15 protein-coding genes are annotated in these 21,468 nt (G+C 48.9%); 5 read left to right on the top strand and 10 right to left on the bottom strand.

All coding sequences use genetic code 11. The features are described from left to right. Positions 1 to 8: 8 nt before the first annotated feature. Both ygfK and C9I99_RS25500 read right to left on the bottom strand, forming a co-directional pair. Complete coding sequence (gene ygfK, locus C9I99_RS25505; RefSeq protein WP_107351644.1) at positions 9 to 3,125, bottom strand: putative selenate reductase subunit YgfK; 3,117 nt, start codon at positions 3,123 to 3,125, stop codon at positions 9 to 11. 448 nt (positions 3,126 to 3,573) lie between these two features. Continuing rightward, a complete protein-coding gene (locus tag C9I99_RS25500) occupies positions 3,574 to 4,167 on the bottom strand; it encodes an NTP transferase domain-containing protein (protein ID WP_243734458.1) in 594 nt (197 codons plus the stop codon). Positions 4,168 to 4,203: 36 nt separating this feature from the next. Here C9I99_RS25500 and yqeC point away from each other — a divergent pair, with 36 nt between their 5' ends. From yqeC to C9I99_RS25480, 4 genes are all read left to right on the top strand, one after another. Beyond that, positions 4,204 to 5,115, top strand: a complete 912-nt coding sequence (yqeC, locus tag C9I99_RS25495) for a selenium cofactor biosynthesis protein YqeC (protein WP_107351643.1) — start codon at positions 4,204 to 4,206, stop codon at positions 5,113 to 5,115. Between the two features lie 26 nt (positions 5,116 to 5,141). Further along, positions 5,142 to 6,740, top strand: a complete 1,599-nt coding sequence (gene yqeB, locus C9I99_RS25490; RefSeq protein WP_107351642.1) for a selenium-dependent molybdenum cofactor biosynthesis protein YqeB — start codon at positions 5,142 to 5,144, stop codon at positions 6,738 to 6,740. Between the two features lie 118 nt (positions 6,741 to 6,858). After that, the gene (locus tag C9I99_RS25485) at positions 6,859 to 7,305 is read left to right on the top strand and encodes a MauE/DoxX family redox-associated membrane protein (RefSeq protein ID WP_107351641.1); all 447 of its coding nucleotides are present in this window, start codon (positions 6,859 to 6,861) and stop codon (positions 7,303 to 7,305) included. 50 nt (positions 7,306 to 7,355) lie between these two features. Continuing rightward, positions 7,356 to 7,934 (top strand): rhodanese-like domain-containing protein, encoded by a 579-nt coding sequence (locus C9I99_RS25480; RefSeq protein WP_107351640.1) that lies wholly within the window; start codon positions 7,356 to 7,358, stop codon positions 7,932 to 7,934. A gap of 190 nt (positions 7,935 to 8,124) precedes the next feature. On the opposite strand, the gene C9I99_RS25475 is transcribed toward C9I99_RS25480, so the two are convergent. The 8 genes from C9I99_RS25475 to yddG form a co-directional block, all read right to left on the bottom strand. Further along, positions 8,125 to 8,784: a DUF3157 family protein gene (locus C9I99_RS25475; RefSeq protein ID WP_107351639.1), complete on the bottom strand. Its 660-nt coding sequence runs from the start codon at positions 8,782 to 8,784 to the stop codon at positions 8,125 to 8,127. A 40-nt stretch (positions 8,785 to 8,824) separates the two neighbouring features. Beyond that, on the bottom strand, positions 8,825 to 9,421 hold the full coding sequence (locus C9I99_RS25470) for an MliC family protein (RefSeq protein WP_133638225.1): 597 nt from the start codon (positions 9,419 to 9,421) through the stop codon (positions 8,825 to 8,827). Positions 9,422 to 9,618: 197 nt separating this feature from the next. Further along, positions 9,619 to 10,581, bottom strand: a complete 963-nt coding sequence (locus C9I99_RS25465; RefSeq protein ID WP_107351655.1) for a nickel/cobalt transporter — start codon at positions 10,579 to 10,581, stop codon at positions 9,619 to 9,621. A gap of 62 nt (positions 10,582 to 10,643) precedes the next feature. After that, positions 10,644 to 11,357: a DUF1007 family protein gene (locus C9I99_RS25460; RefSeq protein ID WP_107351637.1), complete on the bottom strand. Its 714-nt coding sequence runs from the start codon at positions 11,355 to 11,357 to the stop codon at positions 10,644 to 10,646. Positions 11,358 to 11,490: 133 nt separating this feature from the next. Further along, on the bottom strand, positions 11,491 to 12,483 hold the full coding sequence (locus C9I99_RS25455; RefSeq protein ID WP_107351636.1) for an arginase family protein: 993 nt from the start codon (positions 12,481 to 12,483) through the stop codon (positions 11,491 to 11,493). A 19-nt stretch (positions 12,484 to 12,502) separates the two neighbouring features. Next, complete coding sequence (locus C9I99_RS25450) at positions 12,503 to 13,261, bottom strand: IclR family transcriptional regulator (RefSeq protein ID WP_107351635.1); 759 nt, start codon at positions 13,259 to 13,261, stop codon at positions 12,503 to 12,505. A 226-nt stretch (positions 13,262 to 13,487) separates the two neighbouring features. After that, positions 13,488 to 14,999, bottom strand: a complete 1,512-nt coding sequence (locus C9I99_RS25445; RefSeq protein WP_107351634.1) for a PTS transporter subunit EIIC — start codon at positions 14,997 to 14,999, stop codon at positions 13,488 to 13,490. 173 nt (positions 15,000 to 15,172) lie between these two features. Further along, on the bottom strand, positions 15,173 to 16,057 hold the full coding sequence (gene yddG / locus C9I99_RS25440) for an aromatic amino acid DMT transporter YddG (protein ID WP_107351633.1): 885 nt from the start codon (positions 16,055 to 16,057) through the stop codon (positions 15,173 to 15,175). Between the two features lie 393 nt (positions 16,058 to 16,450). Here yddG and C9I99_RS25435 point away from each other — a divergent pair, with 393 nt between their 5' ends. Then, entirely contained in the window at positions 16,451 to 21,466 is a 5,016-nt protein-coding gene (locus tag C9I99_RS25435) for a 2-oxoacid:acceptor oxidoreductase family protein (RefSeq protein ID WP_107351632.1), read from the top strand. The last annotated feature ends 2 nt before the right edge of the window (positions 21,467 to 21,468 follow it).

Genomic DNA, 21,468 nt, shown 5'->3' with positions numbered 1-21,468 from the left:
GCTCCTCACTATACGTCTACTTTGCCTAGCAGGTAGCTGTGGTTGGCCATGACATAATTGATAATCGTTGCTTCATCAGCTAGCGATTCTGGCATGTCCACATTGCCCTGCTCATTAATACGGAAGGAATAAATCTCACTGTGACTGCGAACCAACACTTCCTCACCATCAACGAAGAATCCGGCATTGGTGCTGTTGGTGAAATCTTCACGCAAGTTGAATAGCGTGAACTTGTCTTTGTAAGGCTTGCTATCCCATGGGCAGAACTGAGCACAGTTACCACATTCATTACAGTATGCATCTAGGTGTAATGTCTGGAACTGGTCACGGAAGCCTGGAATTGGCAGCGAAATATTGGCGCGGTTCGGACAGACATCGACACACTTGCTACAAATGTACGAACACTCCAAACAGCGTTTTGCTTCTTGATCGATGAATTCCTCACGGTCCGCTTCTTCCAGCTGGTTTGCTGCAATCAACTTAACCTGGATATCACCTTTACGAGCGTATACCGCTTCAACCTGAACATCAGATTTAGCTTCAAGTTGTTCATCGGCCTGTACTTCACGGGCTAAGATAGCTGTTGCCGCTTTACGGCCGCCTGAGATTGCCGACACAATTGATGATGGGCCTGTATGGGCATCCCCCATCAAGAACACATTTTCAACCTCTGTTTCACAGCTCTCTCTGTCTACCACTGGCCAGCCATCTTCACCCATAGGGATCCCCATGCGAGAAAGCACTTCGCAGTTAGACTGCTCACCAACCGCAGTGATCAAGGCATCAACCTGAAGCTCAACCGTCATGTCTGTCGCCACTGGACGGCGACGTCCCTTCTCATCGGGCTCACCAAGTTCCATCACACGTGCAGTCAACTTACCATTGGCCTCAAACTGCTCTGGGTTGGTCAAGAACATGAACTGCACGCCATCTTCCACGGCTTCTTCATATTCTTCTTTGTAGGCAGGCATTTCAGCGATAGTACGGCGATAAAGAATCGTCACCTTCTCAACACCCGGTACTTTCAATGCAGCACGGGCACTGTCCATTGCGGTGTTACCGGCACCAACAACGGCCACATGTTTACCTAACTGCTGCAGTTCGCCATCATTGAAGCTGCGTAGGAATTCCAGCGACTTGTAAATATTGGTGTTACCACCAGCCAGTGCAATTGGGTTGCCCTTATCAGCACCTATACCCAAGCAGACATATTTGAAGCCACTTTGCTTAAGTACATCCACCGTCAGATCTGGGTTACAACCGTATTCAATATTGACCCCGTGATCTTTCACGAACTGGATATCGTGTTCAATCGCTTCAGCAGGAATACGGAACTGAGGGATAATATTCTTCACCACCCCACCGGCATTTTTCTCTTTCTCAAACACGGTGACAGGATGACCCGCACGTGCCATGAAGTAAGCGGCAGAAAGTCCTGCAGGACCGGCACCGATCACCGCAACAGGGTGTTTGGCAGTATCTAGGCTTGGCTCATGCCATTTCGCCTTGTACTCATCCCAGCCTTTGGACAATGCGATTTTCTTCATCTCACGGATATTCAGCGCACCTTCATAATCTCGGCGGGTACAGTTGTACTGGCACTGGTGATCACAGATATGGCCGGTAATAGAAGGTAATGCATTACGGGCGTAGATGACTTCGAGCGCTTCGGTGTACTTATGCTCGCCCATCAAACGGATATATTCAGGAATATCCTGGCTGATAGGACATGCGGTTACACAAGGTGCGACATAGCAGTCAGTCAGCGGTACCGCTTTCTTAACACTGATTTCTTCAGGGCCACGCCACTGCTTCTGGACATAATCAGCATCTAATGATTTTGCTGCTAATGCCTCTAGCTTGACCAAGTCCACCTTGCCCATGCCCCACTCGTCGCTGCCTTCCAACTCTTTGGCACAATCTGACAGACGAAGGTAACCACCAGGCTTAAGCAAATCAGTGGCCATAGTGATAGGACGGATCCCCGCTTCGAAGATCTCGCGGATATTGAATTTGCTTGCACCACCGGAGTAAGAAATTGGCAAAGTACCGTTGAACTCGCGGGACAATTCTAGCGCCACATTGATAGACAGCGGGAACAAGGCACGGCCAGACATGTACATTTCTTTATCAGGCAGGCGACCTTTTTTATTTAGAGTGCCTAGGGTATTGGTGAGCTTGACACCAAAGCCGATGCCTTTCTCTTTACCTAGGTCAACCAAACGGTGCAGCATCTCTTTAGCCGCGTCGATTTGTAGATCGTGGCTGAAAGACTCTTCGCTCAGTGCAACATAATCAAAGCCAGCGTTGTCGAGAATGCCACGGACACGCTCAAAGCCCAATAACGTTGGGTTAAGCTTAACGAACGTATTGATCCCCTTCTCTTCAATCATATAACGACAAATCGCTTCAATTTCATGAGGAGGACAACCGTGCATGGTTGAAAGGGTAACGCCACGGGTTAACTGGGCAGGAATAGCATCGACCATCGCATTCAAGCGATCTTGTTTTTCTTCTAGTTGATACTCACGAATGAATTCAGGCTGTTGGATGAAGACTTTAAGCTCGCTGATATAACCACCAAAATTGGGGTGATCGCTAGAGTCGAGCATATCGTGGATATATTTCTGCATTGGGGGGGTCTGGATTCCAGACAAGTCATAGCCAACACTCATGTTGAAAATAAATGACTTAGCCTCACCATCAGCTCTTGGAGCAAACACTTCTTCCAATAAATGCAGGGCAATCCACGCCTTTAGATACTCATCATAAGCTTTGATCAGCGTAAATTCGGTTGACCACTCGGTGTTGAAACACTCATCTTCTGCGTCAATACATGGCTTGGCAATCTCAAGCTGATCGAGCTTCTGAACGGTCTTTAGTTCCATGAAGCGGCCACCGGCCAACCATGATGTAATGATATTCTGGGCAAGTTGGGTATGGGGTCCAGCCGCTGGGCCGACAGGGGTTTCACAATTCTCTCCCCATACCGACAAAGACGAGTCAATCGCTTTACGATAGAACTGCTTTTCTGGAATACCAAAGATAGACTTACTTTGCTTGTATTCACTAAACATCCGGTTAAGTAGCTCACCGAACGGGACGGGGCGCATGATGTCTCCCATGATGGATCTCCTTGATGCTATTCTTGTTCTTCTTGGCACATTTATTTGCGCAATGTGTAGGGCTAAAAATGTGTAAATACGTTATTGGCTATGGAGCAACTACTGAGCCAAACTTTTCTTCACGCCCCAAACTGGCGATTTTATTAATTAAATTCGTGAGCAAAGTCGAAAGTTAGCTACATTTTGTGACGGGTAACCTATAAATAAATTCAATTAAATTAATAAAGCATCAAGGATTAATTTCCCACAAATGAGGATGATTATTGATTAGAAATCATTTTCTATCATATTAATAAAAAGCTATCAGTTTGATATCAACTATAATGATAGATTTTAACTGCCATAAGAAAATAAACGTCTTAGTAAAAATAAAAATAAACTGTGAGATAAACACACTGACTATATCAGATTGATAATAACGCCTCTCTCAACTATCAAGTTGATAGCGCTAATGTGACGCCGCACACAATTCATCGTACGCTTGTGGCGTATCGACATCTAAATATATTTCGTCGCAGTTAAGACCTAAATATTTAACAGGATAGCGAAATATAATCCTCTTCATCGACGAGTGAATATCGGCATTGACAACCATGTTCTTTAAACGACTAGGGATCAATACAGGGTGGCCGGGGCGTACCGAGGTGCCAGGGAATACCGTACATCCCCCTCTATTGAACCACACATCGCGAAATATATGCGGCGGGACACAAGGCATATCACCATGAGTAATAAAGAAATACTCACTTTCAACATGCTTTACTCCCTGCTGAATAGAACCGAACATGCCTTCTTGATAATCACCGTTAACCACAACTTTTACTCGCGGGTCAAATCTATACTTTTCAATAAGTTCCGCGCCACGATATCCCACAACCAAAATAACACGGCGACAAAACGAGAGCGCATTTTCGATACTTGCATCAAGGATTGTGTACTGTTGGTAAGGTAGCATGAGCTTCCAGTCCCCCATCCTAGATGATAAGCCTGCTGCAGGCATAACGCAGTCTAAACGTTCGGGACGTATCGATTTATCAATCACTTAACCTACTCCTTAACTGAAATTCATGGCGGTCGTATGGTATATAACACTCACGCACGATTAATAGAGCAAACTCCAGACCAATTTATCTTATCGGAGTTATATCAACGTCATTTGGCCGCGCAAACAAGCCCATTATTTATTACCCTCGTCGGTGGCGGAGGAAAGACATCTACCGCTTTCTGGCTGGCCAGAATTTTCAAACAATGGGGGCATGCTGTCTGCCTAACAACCACAACGAAGATGTATTTACCCGATGCCCATCAAACGGATTATATACTTCCGCTAGATGCGATGTACTGTAATGAAAAAGAAAATGGAAAAAAAATAAAAGCACCTAATAAGTCTTTAGCACAAGATGATTTTAATTTTTCTGATCCAGCCATCACTTTTTGCTACAAATCTTTATTTACCGACTTATTAAAAACAGACCAATTAAAGGTATTAGGCCTATCTGAAAAAGAGATTAAAAAACTTAAAAATGATTTCCCCTTCACAGTTTTTATTATTGAAGGCGATGGCTCGCGCTCATTACCCATAAAAGCCCCACACGGGCATGAGCCTTGCATTCCAAGTTACTCGGATATGGTGATTGGTGTCACCGGCGCAGAAGCAATTAACCGTAAGGCGATCCCTGAACACATACATCGATGGCAGGCTTTTTCAGCCCTTACTCAATGCCAACCCGGTGATGTGATTGACGCCCAAGTGTTGCAACCGCTGATTTCTCATCCGCTGGGTCTCTTTAAATCGACCCCAAAAACAGCAAAAAAAATCTGGCTGATAAACAAAATAGATAAGGCAAATAATACCCAAGTGATAAGCCAGATTGCACAAGAGGTGTTGGTTAACAGCCCTCAACTCGATGCTGTGTGGCTAGCGGAAATGCAGGCGGAAACACCAATCAAAAAAGTAATTTTGAAGGAACAAGTAGCGATTGCTACCTGACTTCGTCAGTACAGAGGTCATTGAAAATGAACATCTTTGCCAAGGCAGCCCAATTAGAACAAGACAACGTTCCGTTCGCTCTTGCCAATATTATAGAAACTCGCGGCTCGGCCCCGCGCCACTCTGGCCAAATGATCGTCAAGGTCGACGGCACGATCATCGGCACCGTTGGCGGTGGAATGATTGAACGCTATGTGATTGAACAAGCCTTGGACGCTCTGCGTGAGAGAAAGCCCCGGGTTGTTAAAGGACGCATGACCCGCAATGGCCCTGATGCGATGGGAATGGACTGCGGTGGCGCTATGACCGTATTTGTCGATGTTTACGGCCTACGCCCTAGTTTGATCCTGATCGGAGGCGGGCACGTCAACCGCGCCGTCGCCCAAGCTGCCCACGTACTGGGTTTCGACATTACCGTTGCCGACGCCTATGCCGACAGCCTCGCCGAAGAGCACTTTCCTATCGGAACCAAACGTCTATTGGGCGATACCATGGAAGAGGCCATCGAGCAGCTGGATATCAACAAAGACAGCTATATCGTCATCGCCACTAACCACCAAGACCAGGATGCCATCTCCAAGGTGGTAGATTGCGAAACCCGCTATACCGGCCTGATGGCCAGTCGCCGCAAAGTGCAGACGCTGTTTACCCACTTGCGCCAAAGTGGTGTTGATGAAGCCCGGATCAAAAACATTCACTCCCCTATCGGTTTCAATATCGGTGCCGAAACCCCTGAAGAGATCGCCATCAGTATCATGGCAGAGATCCTCAAAGTGAAGCATGAATCCGCTGGCGGCCAGATGAAAGACGATACCCGCCTCAATCGCAATAAATTGGTACTTCTACGTGGAGCCGGCGATATCTCGACCGGTGTTGCTGTCAGGTTGTTCAATGCTGGCTACAAAGTGGTGATGACCGATATCGCCAAGCCAACCATGATCCGCTGCACCGTATCATTTGGCCAATGTCTCTATGGCGAACCGGTACAAGTGGAAGGGATCACGGCCTGTAAAGCCAACAACAAAGACGAGGTGTTTGACATCATCGACCGCAACCAGATTCCAGTCGTGATTGATGAAGACTGCAGCTCAGCTGGCACCTTGAAGCCGACCTTCTTGGTCGATGCCATCCTCGCCAAACACAATGTCGGCACCCAAAAAGACATGGCCCCAATCACCATCGCCCTTGGCCCAGGTTTTACTGCTGGCAAAGACTGTGATGCGGTGATTGAAACCAACCGTGGCCACCATTTGGGCCGGGTAATTTATCAAGGTTCAACTCAACCGAATACCGGTGTTCCCGGCAATATTGCCGGTTATACCCACCAGCGAGTACTTCGCTCGCCATGCGCCGGTGTCATGCATAACCATGTCAAGCTTGGCGATCTGGTAGAAGAAGGTGATGTCATCGCCCATATCGGCGACAGCCCGGTTATCGCCCCACTGGGCGGCATGGTTCGCGGACTGTTGAACAACGGCCTGACCGTTCGCGAAGGCTTCAAAATTGGCGATATTGACCCCCGTGGTCCAGAAGCGGATTACACCACGGTATCGGATAAGGCACGGGCGATTGCCGGCAGTGTGCTGGAAGCCATGTTACACCTGGAGCAAAGCAGAATGCGTTAAGGGCTAGGGCCAATTGCAGTCTGGCTTGATGGATTCAGGCCAGATATTTTTACCCCGCTCCAACTTGGCCTGCAAAGCCATACCGGTGCTGGGCTATACGACAGGAAGAGATCTCATTATGAAAACGACAGGCTATTTCCATCACTTTGTCACCTCCTTTGTGTTGATGTGCGCTGCAGCGCTGACGGTAAAAGGGTTTTTCTTACCTGAACATACTGGGTTGCTGCTAGCCGACACCGGTATCGTGTCAGCAATGTACGTCGAACCTATCGCGTTTGCCATCCCTCTCGCCCTTGGCATCAGTGCGCTCACCGCCTACTTAGGGATTACCTCATTACTCCCTGTCGTTGCTGGCTTTGGCTTACATATTGCCTTGTCTGGACTCGCTCTGTACCAAGGCTTGCACTTTGATTGCGGCTGCTACCTCGCGGGTACGGTGCAGGCAGATGTTTACAGTACCCTTGAGCCACAATTTCTCATTATGCTGCTTGTACTTCTCGTTTCTGCAGCACTCTATTACTTCAACAACTTAACGACACACCGCTCTGTTACACCAGCAGTTTGATCTGCTAAACGTGTGACGTAGTGAAAGTAGTCTTTGATAAGGATACAATCATGATCAAGAACAAGGCTTCTCTGCACGCTCTTTCTTTCCGGCGAGCTGGGCGCAGCTTTTGGCTCAACCTGTTTATTCTCGCCAGTGCATTGTTAGTCCTACCCTTTAGTGCTAACGCTGCACTGTTTGGCGGTAAGTTCAAAGCAGAAGTAGAAACCGAGCAGGTTGCTATCAAACTCCATAACGATACGCTTGCCGGTGGCTACCAGCTTATTGATACCAATGGACTGAAAACACTCATTGAACAAAATACCAATGTCATGATCGTCGATGCCATGCCCTTCAAAGACAGCTACAAAAAAGAGCATATCCCTAGCGCCAAACAATTCGAGTTCCCTATTCCCGATATGCCAAAATGGGATCCTGCATTAACCGATCAGCAAACCGTAGAGGAATTTACTCAGTTACTAGGCGAAGACAAAGCTAAAACCTTGGTTTTCTACTGCGGCTTTGTTAAGTGTGGCCGCAGCCATAATGCTGCTGCCTGGGCGGTGAAGCTGGGTTACACCAATGTCTACCGCTACCCAGGCGGCATCTTTGCGTGGAAAGGCGCAGGGTTCAAAACCTCATCACTATAGGTTCATATTAGTAATAGAAAAAGGCTGGATCTTTTCTTCAAAGATCCAGCCTTTTCTTTTCAAATCATTTTGTGGTCAAAATTACCACTCTTTATCAAGCCTTTCCAAACTTGAGTTACCGGCTAAGGCCCGACGATGTCAAGTTGCTGGCGGCGTATATGAAAAGCCAGAGTGACGACTACCCCAGCCACTACCAACGCTCGACCGTTGTGATATTCGCGTCTAAAAAGTAGTGTTCGAGCTTGGGCACCGAAAATGTCAGTATCTTGCCTTCTTTCTCGGTACCCGGCCGGAAGTAAGTTTCAGGCATTCGTTTGATCGAGGTCCAGACAACATGGTTGTCACGCTTGATTACCTCACCCTTGTTATTGCGCAGTATGGTCGCAACTTCAATCAAGATCACGGAATCTGTGCCTTCGTTACGTAACGAGACCGGAATGGTTAGTCGGCCATCCTGGTAACTCGCAGGTTGCGCGACAATCACTACCCCACTGCGTTGGTACTCGCCGACGACCCGACCGGTATTAGGCGCAACAAGATCACCACTAGCTGGCGAGGACACAGCGCTAGAGGTTGAAGCCACCGCTGATGCCCCCACCGCCGCAGCAGTACCCGCTGTTACCGCTTTGCCTGTGGTTGTCTCTGTTGTTACGGATTTAGCAGCACGGTTCGACTGTATATCAGCCTGTTTGGCATCTTCCACAAATTGCCAGGTATGATCATCGAGCAACATCACTTCCCGACCGTCAGGCAGCGTCACGATCATAGATGACGCTTGGACAAATTGAATAAATCCAAACAAAAGGCTGGCAATCACCACCTTGATAAAAACTTGCCGCGCTAAGCGCATAACTCTGTCCCCTCAACGTTTCTCTTTATTCCTTGCCGGTTTACGGATTCAGTTGGCATTCAAATGTGCTATCAAACCACTTTATGGTGATCTCTCCTTGGTGTTCACCATATTCCATGTTTTGTCCGTAATATTTAATACCACTTGCCATCGACTCAGCCAAAGCAATCACTTGGTCATTGCCCCGCGTTAACACCAAACTTGCCGGATCTGTCTGATTGTAAAATACAGCGGTAAATGGCTGGCTGTTATCGCCGCAGTCTAATGAAATACTCTTTGGTACCTCCAACTGTCCGTTGATTATTTGCAGCTCAACAATCCGGCTTTTATACGCAAAGTCAGTGCACTCACGCATATCGTCGGCTTTCCAGCATTCATTACGTCCCTTTATCCAGCCGCGCTGCATGGCCTTCTGTATTTTCACATCGTCTGCAGGTAACTGGGCCATGGCCTTATCAAACACTTGCTGCATTTTTTGATCCTGTGAAGCCAGATACGTATCTTTGCATATCAGTGTTTCGACCGCCCCTTCTGCTTTTGTGCAATCAAACGCTGGTTCGCTGGCGACAGCACTGGTAGCTACCCAGCACGAAGCCGCTAGCATTAAAGCTTGTTTACCCCATCGTGTTTTATTCACTTGGCCTCCACATTGACAGCTAACATCAAACAGCGCTTACTATATTATTAACTCACTCGCCCGACTGTGTTCTTTCATCTTTGAGCCTGACGCCTAAATAGTCTTAAGCAATATGATTAGCCCTGATTAACACCAGCGTATCTTGTATCGTTTGTGCGCATGATGCCACGGCCTAAAACGACATCGGCTCGGCCTTATCAACCAAGTAATACTGGCGATAACCCCGTACTCTGACCACTTGCGAGCAAGATCCCCAGCAGCACCAAAATCACTCCCCCCAGCAATTGCAAACTATATCCAGCCCATCGCAAAATAGAGCGAGACCCAGCGCTTCTTTGTTGTGAGCTTCCTTTTTGGAGATAACGATAAACAATACGCTTGCCAGACAGCGTCAACAGAGCCAGTGCAGAAGTCGTCAAGGCCGTCCCCAACGACATTACAAGGGCGCTGACAATTCCCATCCAATACAAGCCGACCATATTGGCGAACAGCAACACCATAATTGCCCCAGTACATGGCCGTAAACCGATACTCATGATCACCCCAACGTACTCACGCAAGCTCTTGGCATTGTCTACATCTTCCGGCGAGGCGATATGGCGATGACCACAGCCACACTCAGTCCCATGATGATGCTCATGGTGATGATGGGCGTGACCACAACTCGCCTGATTCGATTTGGCAGCGCTGCGTCGAAAACCCTTGAATGCACGCCAGCAGATCATTGCCCCCAGCACACTGACAAGGGCACTGCTAATGGTCATAAACGTCACCGCCTGCGAACTAACCTCACGCATTGAGGCATTGAAGCCCCACAGCAGTACACTCACCAAAGCAACAGCCACCAAAGCCTGGCAAACCGCCGACACGAGTGTCAGCATCAGGCCGGTTTTCACTTTAGTCGGTTGGGTCGCTAGGTAAGTCGTTACTATCACCTTGCCATGGCCTGGGCCAAGGGCATGCAACACCCCGTAGAGAAAACTGAAACCAGCCAAATAGCCACCAGATACCAATGGACTTTCTTTGGCATCATAGAGCAAATCGGCCAGCTGGTTATTCACTGTTCGCTGCCATTCGATACTCTTTAGCACCATACTTGGCCATGCCAACCATAGCTGATACCCGCCAATCAACATTGCGACCATTAGCAGCGACAGCATTAGCCATTCTTTTTTGACAAAGGGTTTCACGCGATCATCCGAGGAGCATTGTTTGTGCTGCGTCATGACTGAGTCCCCTCATTCTTTGCGCTCATAACTTGATGATCTGTTTCTTGGCAGCGGAATCGCACAGATTGGGTGAACAGTTGGCCAAGTGCATTATCAGGATCAGCATCTGCTGGCAGTGACATGGCGTAACTCATTTGTTCCGGCGTTGGATTGGGTGCGATCATCTCAAACTCGCAATAGTCAGCAAGATCACCCGACAAAATTACATCCTGTTTTGATAGCCAGGACATATCAACATAATAACTTGGTTCAAAAACCAATAGCTTAAGCGAGTCAGCGGTCACCGGCTGGGGTTTTGACAGGGGTAACTCGAAAGTGAGTACCAACCGCGCACGGTCTCGGGTAAGCTTGCCGTAACGAGCCAGCTGGTACTTGATAGGCTCTTCGCCGTCATAAAAATACGTGAAGTAATGCTCGTACATCATGTTATCAAGCACAGATGCCGTCACCTTGGTGAAGGTCTGGGCCTCCATGTCCGAAGAGGTATCTTCGCCATCTAGCATGTACGCCGATGTCATTGGGTCAAAAGACCATACCATCCGGAGCCCCGTGATCATGCCGTCTTTGCCATCGACATACGTTTTCATTTCAATCCAGGAATGGGGATGCGCCGTCGCAAACAGCGGGAAGAAGAGAAAGAAGAAGCCGGTGGCTGCTCGCTTGATTGCGGCATATAGCCGGTTGTTTGCCCTGTTGCGGTAAAACATTAAAAACCTTGTGTCGCAAGTTGTAGTGAATAACCAGTGTTATGTTATAACATCTTAAAGTGATAGTGGCATCTTTTTCCACCCTAAACGAAATGGCCTCCAAGATGGAGGCCTTATATGTTCATTGCAATTCCTAGCGAGACTTGAGCACATGATGAAGCAATGAGACCGCCAAGCGCGCCGTCTGATTCTGATAATCATATTCCGGATTAAGGCCAGCAATATCGACCACCCTGACCTTATTGCTGGCCATTGCTTGGCTAAGCACCATTTCAACCACAGCCAAGTTGACACCAAAGACCCGAGATAGACTCACACCGCCCGCGATAACTGAGGAAAATACCGATAAGTCGATACTCAGGTGGATATGATCGACTTGATCAAGATACTTGGCAACAACCGACTGGATCCGTTTGCGGTTTTTCATTTTCATTTCGCTATCAAGCAACCATTGCGCTCCAAGTTCATTGGCATAGGCCATGGTCGCCTTGGTGTTGATATGGTCGCACATCCCCAATCCCAAATAATGGAAAGTACGGTTGTTGGTATGGCAATAAGCCGCAACGGAATGAAATGCTGAGCCGGCCTTCACTGCCAGCGATCGCCGAAGTTGGAAGTTGGCATCGATATTGATGATACCGATCCGGTTACCTTCTAAAAACGGCAACATTTGGCTCTCTTCACCAGAGCTGTCATTACCTGTTTGATTCACAGTATCAGATAGCGCCTGATAGCTACCGATAGCAACTTCGTGTCCTCCACCGAGCATCACAGGCAAGTGGCCAAGTTTGAGCATGGCACACAGCTTGGCATATTGGGCTGCACGCATGGTATCAAACTCATCTTCTTTGACTCCAAAGTAGCTCTGAGCGTCAATCACACCTGCGTCATAGATAGGCAACGCCCCTGAATACGGCGTTCTGACCAGCATCTGCCTGATACTGTCCGGGCCTTCTTTGGCCCCAGTGTATATATCGTAATCACTCAGGCTCAAATCACTGGCGAGCCCCAAAATCACGGCTCCAACCTTTCGCTGCTCGGCATAAGGCTCAATCATAACTCGTGAATGCGTGTTGATGGGGTGACCTAGGAAGGAAAATGGAAACCAACGTTTTACATCCAGCATGATTGCTCCTTATGTTCGGTTATAAGTCCGGTGGCAATACCCTCGCCGCCTGAAGGACTGAAAAAATTATCGCGTTCTTACTCTTCTGAACCCGCTCTTGCGGTGCCATCACACTCACCGCCCCGACAACCTTGTTGCCGGTGAATACTGGGGCACTCACCCCAGAAACGCCGACGTCATACTCTGACGTACTGATGGCGTAGCCGTCTTTTTTTATTTGCGCTAGTTCTTGTAGCCAGTGGGCAATGTCATCGGGCTCTGTAATACCGAAATGATGCAGTGTTGCCATTACCCTTTGCTCGGGCAAGTGAGCCAAAATCACCTTGGCCGATGCGCCACGGATCAACGGCTGGCTCTGGCCCTCCTCATAGGCACAGCGCAACGCATGGGGACTATCGACCCGAGCGGTACACAAGGCCCTGAAACCAACAGGCACCAGATAAGCGGCCATCTCTCCGGTCTGTTGCTGGATGCGTTTCAGGACCTGATGTACCCCGCTCGAAAGCGGTGAGAACTGTTGGAAATTACGCAGCAGTTGTAGCGCCGCCGGACCAATGCTGTAACAGCTTTGTCTCGGGCTTTCCTCAATCAGGTTCCAGTTCTTGAGGATTACCAAATAGCGGTAAACGCTACTTTGTGGCATACCTGTCTGTTCGCTAATTGCCTGTGCGGTTACAGGTTCGTTCTCTGACGCAATATGCATCAAAACCTGAAGCATCTTTTCATTGGCATTCAATTTATATTTATCTGTTTTCAAAGCACTTCCCGTCAGTTTCATCTGGTTAGGCGACACGCTCAGTCGCTCCCATCGCGCCGACCACTCTATTTACGCGCAACACTAACGATGGTTCAACTGCCATTCTCACAATGTGATAATTTGAATATCACAAACACCATTCATTCTCACATTTTGATAATTAAATGAAAAACAAAAAACGCCGACCTTTTGGGTCGGCGTAAAGCACAGAGCACTATTTATCGAGACATACCCAAGTTACAGGTACTCACGCAAGGCTGGGGGTAGGCTCTTGCGGTTCCTCACTCATTATTTCAGCCACAAACTGTGCTTTGGAACCTAGGATAATTTGCAACCCGCTGCCACCCACTTTAATCACCCCCATCGCTCCTAGCGCTTTAATCCCTTTTTCATCAACCAAAGTCAGATCTTTAAGCTCTAGGCGAAGGCGAGTAATGCAAGCACCGATAGAGGTAATGTTCGCTCTACCACCAATTTTATTGATAATTTCATTGGCAAGCTCTTGGTTATCCAATGTGATCTCTGCCGTTTGCTCAGCCTCACGTCCAACAGTTTTGAAGTTGAACTTACGAATGGCGATACGGAACACGCTGTAATAAATAAGAGCCATGATTGGTCCCCATAAAAAGATATTCAACCAATTGGTTTTAAATCCATCCATGGACGGCAAAACACCGAAAGAAACAAAATCGATAATACCGGCAGAGAATGTTTTACCAATATGAATATCAAGCGCATATGTCACAGTGTATGAAATGCCTGCCATCACTGCTGAAAATAGGTAGAGAACCGGAGCTACGAAAATGAACGCGAACTCCACAGGCTCAGTAATGCCGGTGACAAAAGATGTCAGGGCCGCAGAGCCTAAAATACCCGCCGCTATCTTACGGTTTTTATCATGTGCTTCATGATACATAGCAAGGCAAGCCGCCGGGAACGCAAACATGTAGATGGCGAAATTCCCGGATAGGAACTTACCAGCATCTTGATACTGATCGGTCGAGAAGTTTGTCACCCCATCTTCCAGCATCTTGAACCAGATTGTGTAGTCGCCGTTGACCACTGTACCCGCTGCGGTGGTGTACTCACCAAACGAGAACCAGTAAGGGCTGTAGAAAATATGGTGCAGGCCAACGGGGATCAACGCACGCTCCATGAAGCCGTAAATGAATGTAGAAACATACATATTACCGCCGTTTGCCATCACTGACAGGGCATCGATACCAGACTGGATATAAGACCATATATAGGGCATTACCAGGCCAATAAGAAAAGCGCTAAACGCGGTCACAATCGGAACGAAACGCTTGCCCGCGAAGAAACCCAGAAAGTCAGGCAACGTAATATTACAGAACCTAGTGTACATATTGGCTGCCAAAATACCGGCAATCAGGCCACCAAACACACCGGTCTGCAGTGTCGGTATACCCATCACCATGGCATATCTACCCCCGCCCATCGCCATTTCAGGGGTTATTCCTAACGCAACACCCATGGTTGCATTCATTACCGCCATAGCAACTACCGCAGCCAGTGCGGCAATCCCCGAGTCTTTACTCAATCCAACCGCTGCGCCAACGGCAAACAGCAATGCGAGATTATCAAAAATAACGCCGCCAGCGCGCATCATCAATGGTAAGTCCAGCTTTGCTCCGAAAGCGAGTAGCAAACCGGCTGCGGGTAAAATAGATATTGGCAACATCAAAGCTTTACCTATGGATGATAGCTTCGAGACACCGTGCTTGATCTTATCAATCATAACCTGTCCTTGTATTTATTAATGTCTTTGGGGGGGACCCTGTTTCACATCACGAATGGAATAAAAACATCATATTGGAAATATCTGGACTGAAGGTTACAAAACTGAATGGGTTTGTAAGCTGCTACTTACAAACCCTTTGGCATCATGTTGATGGGTAAAATGGGGGGTATTTATCTCTTGCGCGTCAGATACCAGCAACTGAGCGAAGCAAGCGTCACCATCACCACACCCTGCCAAAATGTCACCCCTAAGCTAATGCCGAAAATCAGGGCTGAGAAAAAAGCGGATAAAATGGGGGTGAAATATGACAGCGTGGCAAGCAGTACCATGTTGCCGCCGATAATGGCCATGTTCCACAACCCATAACCACCCGCCATAGCAACCGCAGCCAATACCAAGTTCAGCAGCGCTTCGCTATTCCATACCATTGGCGGCTGATCGGTCAGTAAATATTTCACCCAAAGCGCGGCCGCTGTGGCAATGAAGAACCAGGCAATCGCATTCTGACCATTTGCCAGACGCTTGGTGATATTGCAGTAGATCGCCCAAATAAATGCACCGCTAAATGCCAAGGTATAGCTGACCGGGTTAGTTGCAACATTCTCTGCCAGTCGGGTTAAAGATAAGCCTTGATCGCCAGAAACTGTCCAAGCCACCCCAAAGAAAGCCATTGCCATTGCCGGGTATAATAATTTACTTACAGGCTGCTTACTGACCACGACTGCCAGCATGACCGTCAAGGCTGGCCAGAGGTAGTTGATCACACTCATTTCGATGGTCTGTACCCTATCGTTAGCCATCCCCAACGCTAATGCCAGACACATCTCGTAGCTAACGAACAACCCGCCACCAATGACGAGATACCGTGGGGAAAGCCGACTGAGTTTCGGTGCGCCGACAACAACAACCAGCAATACCGAGCTCAGGGTATAAATCATTGCAGCGCCACCGACAGGCCCTAGCTGCTCGGCAACGTTGCGGATAAAGGCCACTATGGTGCTCCATAGCAAGATAGCGACACATCCAGCCAAGGTGTATTTGTGTTTCGAAAACAAAGAAAAACCGCCACATCGAAAGAAAAGAAAGAGACAAGGTTATCAAGCTTTTGGCGCAGACAGCTAACCAATTTTGCTATCACTTCTCAGTCCGTATAAACACGCATTATTAATGGGGATTTTGTGTTTAATTTGTGACCGTATGAGCAAAGCTACAAATGCAACTAGTGTAGCATTTAGACCATAAGCATCAGTTGGTCAAATCAAGAGCTATCACTTGTTTTATGTGATTATTCACCAAAATGCTCTGGTTGATAAGGTGCACTACGGCACATAAGCCGTGAAGTATTTGGTGAGGAAGTAAAAATCGACCTTAAAGGAAGTCGACTTAATATACCCAAGTAACCTTCAAGTCGCTTGGGTATTCAATCACATACCAAGGAGCTATGTCGTATGTCTACACTGACACAAAGGAGCAATACGTCCCAGGGCACACCAACTTACCCAGGCCAATCAACCGTAATACATGGAAATGGTGCCGTCGCACATGTCATGGATTATGTTTGTGGCGGTGTCATTGGATACCCCATCACCCCTTCGACTGAAATATCAGAATTATACGAAGCTTTCAGGGCGCAAGGTGGTTGCAATGTTTGGGGACAGCACCCCTTCTTCTTCGAACCTGAAGGCGAGCATTCAGCACAAAGTGGTGCATTAGGCGCGGCTCTGACCGGCGGAAAATACATCTCAAATGCCTCATCCAGCCAAGGCATCCTTTATGCTTTGGAATCTCACTATGTCACGGTGGGTAAAAAAACCGCAGGCTTCGTGCTTCACGTTGCTGCGCGTTCAGTCTCTCGTCATTCATTGAATGTAATGGCTGGACATGATGATGTATACGCCCTGCTTTCTGCTGGCTATACCACCCTGTTTGCCAGCAACGCACAGGAAGCGGCGGATCTCGCGGCGATCTCATACCGAGTCAGTGCACAATCGCTGATCCCGGTTGCCAATACCATGGATGGCTTTGCCACCAGCCACATTCAGAGCGAAGTGAAGCTTCCTGAACCTGAGTTACTCAAGCAATACCTTGGTGATCCGACCGATCGCATTGTCGCACCAACCGAAGCCCAGCGTATGCTCTACGGCGCGAAAGGCCGTGTTTGGCAGCTAAGCCAATTTATCGATAAATACCAAGATCAATTCTGGCCTGAAAAACTCAATGACTTAAAAGGCTACATCGCCAGTAATAGCGAAGCGATTGAAACGGATAGCGAAGGTCAATTCATCGAGTCGACCAACGCATTCTTGCCTGACGGCCTGCAGAAGAAATGGCAACGCGCTTGGCTCAACGCCTATGAAAAAGACACCCGTCAGCGTGTTCCTGCACTGGTTGATACCCACAACCCAGGTCTCACCGGTGGGGTACAGAACCAGCCTGATTATCAAGCCGGGATCGTCGATCACCGCAGCCACTTCCAGAATGATGTGCCGCAGTTCATCGAACAGGCGATGCAGGAATACGGCGAGCTAACCGGTCGCTACTATGAGCCGGTGATGGACTTTATGTGTGACGATGCCAACTACGTCATTGTCGGCCTAGGCTCCGTTACTGACGATGCCGAAGCTGTCGCGGCGCATTTGCGTGCGCAAGGACAGAAAGTCGGTGTTATTTCGATCAAACAGCTACACCCATTCCCAGAAGCACAGATCGTCGAGAAACTCGCAGGCAAATTAGCGGTAACCGTTCTTGAGCGCTGCGATGAAACCCGTTTGACGGCACGTATTTCCCGCGCGCTATTCAAAGCACAAGAAAACGTGCAGAAGACTCGCCACCATGGCATTAAACCGCTACAACATATCCCGATGATCAACACCGGTATCTTCGGGCTTGGCGGTCACGACCTACAGCCTAAACACCTCATCGCCGCATTTGATAACATGCGTGAAGAGAACACCAAGCCATTCTTCTACTTGGGCAGCCAGTTCTTTGATGCCAAAGCAACCGGCGAGCTCAAACTGATCCAGGATCGTTTGCGCGAGGCTTACCCTGATACCGAACTGATGGCATTGGAAACCGGTGACAATCCTAATCTGCTGCCAGAATCTGCTATGCGGGTACGTTTCCACTCTGTCGGTGGCTACGGCACCATTGCAACCGGTAAGTTGTTGACCGATATTCTATCCGGCGCGTTGGGTCTGCATTCGAAGTCGATGCCAAAATACGGTTCAGAGAAAAGTGGTGCACCAACCAACTTCTTTATTACGCTTTCGCCAGAGCCAATCAAGATCACCAACGCCGAATTGCAGCAAGTTGAAATTGTCCTCTCGCCAGACCACAAGGTGTTTATGCACACCAACCCGCTGGCCGGCTTGACCCGCAACGGAACCTTCATCCTGCAAACCCATCACGAACCAGAGCAAGTGTGGCAAGAGATCCCTGCCAGTGCGCGCCAGTTCATTCGTGAAAACAATATCAACTTCTATATCGTTGATGCCTTCAAGGTTGCCAGAGAGCAAGCACCATCAGCCGATCTTGAGATCCGCATGATGGGTATCGCGTTCATCGGCGCGCTTTGTGGTCACGCCACTCAAGTAACCCAAGGATCCGACGAGTCATCGATGCTAGAACGTATCACCCAGCAAATTGCCAAGAAGTTTGGTGCCAAGGGTGAAAGAGTTGTTGAAAGTAACATGGCCGTGATCCGTGAAGGGATCCACGCGACCCAGCAGGTTTGCTACGCCGATTTCAATGATGCTGACGTCGAAGCGTCAACGGCACCAACCGCAGAAGCACCGAAGCAAAAACAAGCCAGTTGTGGTCTGTTCGACCCATCCTACTTCAGTAATATCGCCGGTAAGCACTATGCTGACGGGACCATTGGTGAAGCACCGGTTATTCCAGGCTCAGGTATGTTCATGCCACCAGCCAGCGCAATCACCAAAGATAAAGGCTTGTTCAGGCTCAATGCACCTAAGTTCGATGCCGATAAGTGTACCGGCTGTATGGAATGTACTATCGCCTGTCCTGATGGCGCGATCCCGAATGCGGTACATGAGCTGCACGATATCCTGTACGTGGCGATCGACAAGCTCAATATCCCGCCACTACAGCGTGATGGCCTGAAAGCCAAGATGCCACCGATCTTGGATGCAGTACGTCAGTACTACCGCACCGCACCAAAGAACGAATCACTGCCGCTGCACCAAGTCGTTGCCAACGTCGTTGATACCATGACCTTTGACGACCCTGCTGTTACCCAGCAAATGGCTGGTATTTGTGTCACATTGGAATCGCTACCGGTCAGCCGTACCAAGCCGTTCTTCGACGCCATGGAGAAAGCCGTTCCCGGCAGCGGTGGTTTATTCTCGGTGTCCATCGATCCAAGCAAGTGTAGCGGTTGTATGGAGTGTGTCGATGTCTGTGGGCCAAACGCACTGCAGAAAGTACGCCAGACGACGGAAATGAACCATCAAATGCACGAGCTGTTCACCACCTTGGCGGAAATGCCAAATACCCCAGCCCGCTTCTTGCAGCAAGGCATCACCGATGCCAGCGAATCGAAGCGTCTGTTACTTGATCGCAGTAACTACTATGCCATGAGTTCAGGCCACGGTGCGTGCCGTGGGTGTGGTGAGGTCACAGCCCTTCGCCTTGCTACCTCAATCAACCGTGCCTTGCAGCAACAGCGTTACCAGACGCACATTTCCAGCCTTGAGGACATGATTGAGAAGCTTGAAGACAAGCATCAAGCAGTGGCAACTCTCGAGGCAGAACAACCACGTGCCGAGCGTATTGCCCGTACCATCAAAGTACTGGAAAAACGCTTGTTCCACTTCGAGCACGGTCCAACAGGCAATGGTCCATCGGACGCGCTGATTGCCAACGCGACCGGCTGTAGTAGTGTCTATGCATCTACCTTCCCGGCCAACCCATACAATGACCCATGGGTAAACAGCTTGTTCCAGGACACCCCTGCGGTAGCCAAAGGCCTGTTCGAAGGTGAAGCGGCCAACCAGTTAGAGCAGTTCAAAGCGCTGCGTACTGCCAAGCTTGAGCTTGAAGATATGTACGATGCCAAGGTGCATGATAGGCAGCTTCGCTACCTAGAATGGAGCCAACTATCTGATCAGGAGCTCGGACTATTACCTACCGTATTCAGTATCGGTGGTGACGGCGCGACCTATGACATCGGCTTCGGCGCCCTATCGCGCTTGCTGTCTACCAGCACTCCGATCAAGGTACTTGTACTCAATACCGGTAGCTACTCCAACACCGGTGGCCAGGCATCAACCTCCAGCTTCACCGCACAGGACTCCGACCTCAGCCGCTTTGGTAGTGCCCACAGTGGTAAGCAGGAATCACGCAAAGAGCTGGGTATCATTGCGACCTTCCACCCGAAAGTCATGGTGGTGCAGACCTCTACCGCCCTGCAGGGCCACTTCATGTCGAACTTGATGGAGTACCTGAACTATCAAGACGCCCCTGCGCTGTTTGATGTCTATACCCCATGTATGGGCGAACACGGTATTGCCGATGATGCCAGTACCCGTCATTCACGCTTGGCTGTCGAAAGCCGCATGAGTCCGGTGTTTGTTCATGATCCACGCAAAGGCGAAACCTTGTCCGAGCGCTTCTGTATCGAAGGGAACCCTGAACTGCAACAGGATTGGGCAACCCATACCATCAGCTATATCGACAACGATGGTATGACCCAGTTGAAACAAATGCCGTTCACCCCGGCTGACTTCTCACTCTATGAAGGACGCTTCAAGAAACACTTCACTCCAATAACCGAAGCGCAAAACGCCATTGAAGTGGCTGAATACGTCGCAATGAGCGCTGATGAACGCAATGGCAAAACACCGTTTATCTGGGCAACAGACAAACAGCAGCACCTGATCAAGTTGCAAGTTTCCAGCTCAATTGTCGCCTTGACCGAAGAGCGGTTACGCAACTGGCATATGCTGCAATACCTGAGCGGCCAGCATGTCACCAACATTGACCAGCAATATCAATTGCAAATCAATGAGTGGAAGCAGCGTTACCAGAACGCAATGGATAGCAACGAGCAAACCATCGAATCCATCGCCAATGGCTTAGCTGAGTTGGCAATGGCAGCGTCACCCAATGTTGCTAACGCCATTCCGGTCACTCAGATAGATGCAGGCTCCACGGCACCGCAAGCATCCAGCCAAGCTGACGGTGCCCTGCCCCTCGTTGCCATCAATGAGGATGAAAAAGGTCAATGTACCGACTGCAAAACCTGTTACCAGCAATTGAGCGAATTGTTCGAGAAAACCACGATTGTTGAAAACGGTGAAGCCAAGGTCATCAGCCAGGTGATCCCTAACGCACTGGAAACCGTTCAGCTCAGCGATGAGTTAGTGAAACGCGCCTCTCGCATTGCCGATGAGTGTGATGCAGAGATCATTCACTTCAACGCGCCTGTGTCGGTGGAGGTGTAGTT

Source organism: Photobacterium lutimaris, assembly GCF_003025555.1.
Classification (GTDB): domain Bacteria; phylum Pseudomonadota; class Gammaproteobacteria; order Enterobacterales; family Vibrionaceae; genus Photobacterium; species Photobacterium lutimaris.
The sequence above is the reverse complement of the archived record's forward strand: the minus strand, read 5'-3'. Positions and strand labels throughout refer to the sequence as shown.

Excerpts from the sequence above, each read along its gene's own strand:
- ygfK (WP_107351644.1), bottom strand. The coding sequence starts at position 3,125 with ATGGGAGACATCATGCGCCCCGTCCCGTTCGGTGAGCTACTTAACCGG.
- yqeC (WP_107351643.1), top strand. The coding sequence starts at position 4,204 with ATGGTATATAACACTCACGCACGATTAATAGAGCAAACTCCAGACCAA.
- yqeB (WP_107351642.1), top strand. The coding sequence starts at position 5,142 with ATGAACATCTTTGCCAAGGCAGCCCAATTAGAACAAGACAACGTTCCG.
- C9I99_RS25485 (WP_107351641.1), top strand. The coding sequence starts at position 6,859 with ATGAAAACGACAGGCTATTTCCATCACTTTGTCACCTCCTTTGTGTTG.
- C9I99_RS25480 (WP_107351640.1), top strand. The coding sequence starts at position 7,356 with ATGATCAAGAACAAGGCTTCTCTGCACGCTCTTTCTTTCCGGCGAGCT.
- C9I99_RS25475 (WP_107351639.1), bottom strand. The coding sequence starts at position 8,784 with ATGCGCTTAGCGCGGCAAGTTTTTATCAAGGTGGTGATTGCCAGCCTT.
- C9I99_RS25465 (WP_107351655.1), bottom strand. The coding sequence starts at position 10,581 with ATGCTGTCGCTGCTAATGGTCGCAATGTTGATTGGCGGGTATCAGCTA.
- C9I99_RS25460 (WP_107351637.1), bottom strand. The coding sequence starts at position 11,357 with ATGTTTTACCGCAACAGGGCAAACAACCGGCTATATGCCGCAATCAAG.
- C9I99_RS25455 (WP_107351636.1), bottom strand. The coding sequence starts at position 12,483 with ATGCTGGATGTAAAACGTTGGTTTCCATTTTCCTTCCTAGGTCACCCC.
- C9I99_RS25450 (WP_107351635.1), bottom strand. The coding sequence starts at position 13,261 with ATGAAACTGACGGGAAGTGCTTTGAAAACAGATAAATATAAATTGAAT.
- C9I99_RS25445 (WP_107351634.1), bottom strand. The coding sequence starts at position 14,999 with ATGATTGATAAGATCAAGCACGGTGTCTCGAAGCTATCATCCATAGGT.
- C9I99_RS25435 (WP_107351632.1), top strand. The coding sequence starts at position 16,451 with ATGTCTACACTGACACAAAGGAGCAATACGTCCCAGGGCACACCAACT.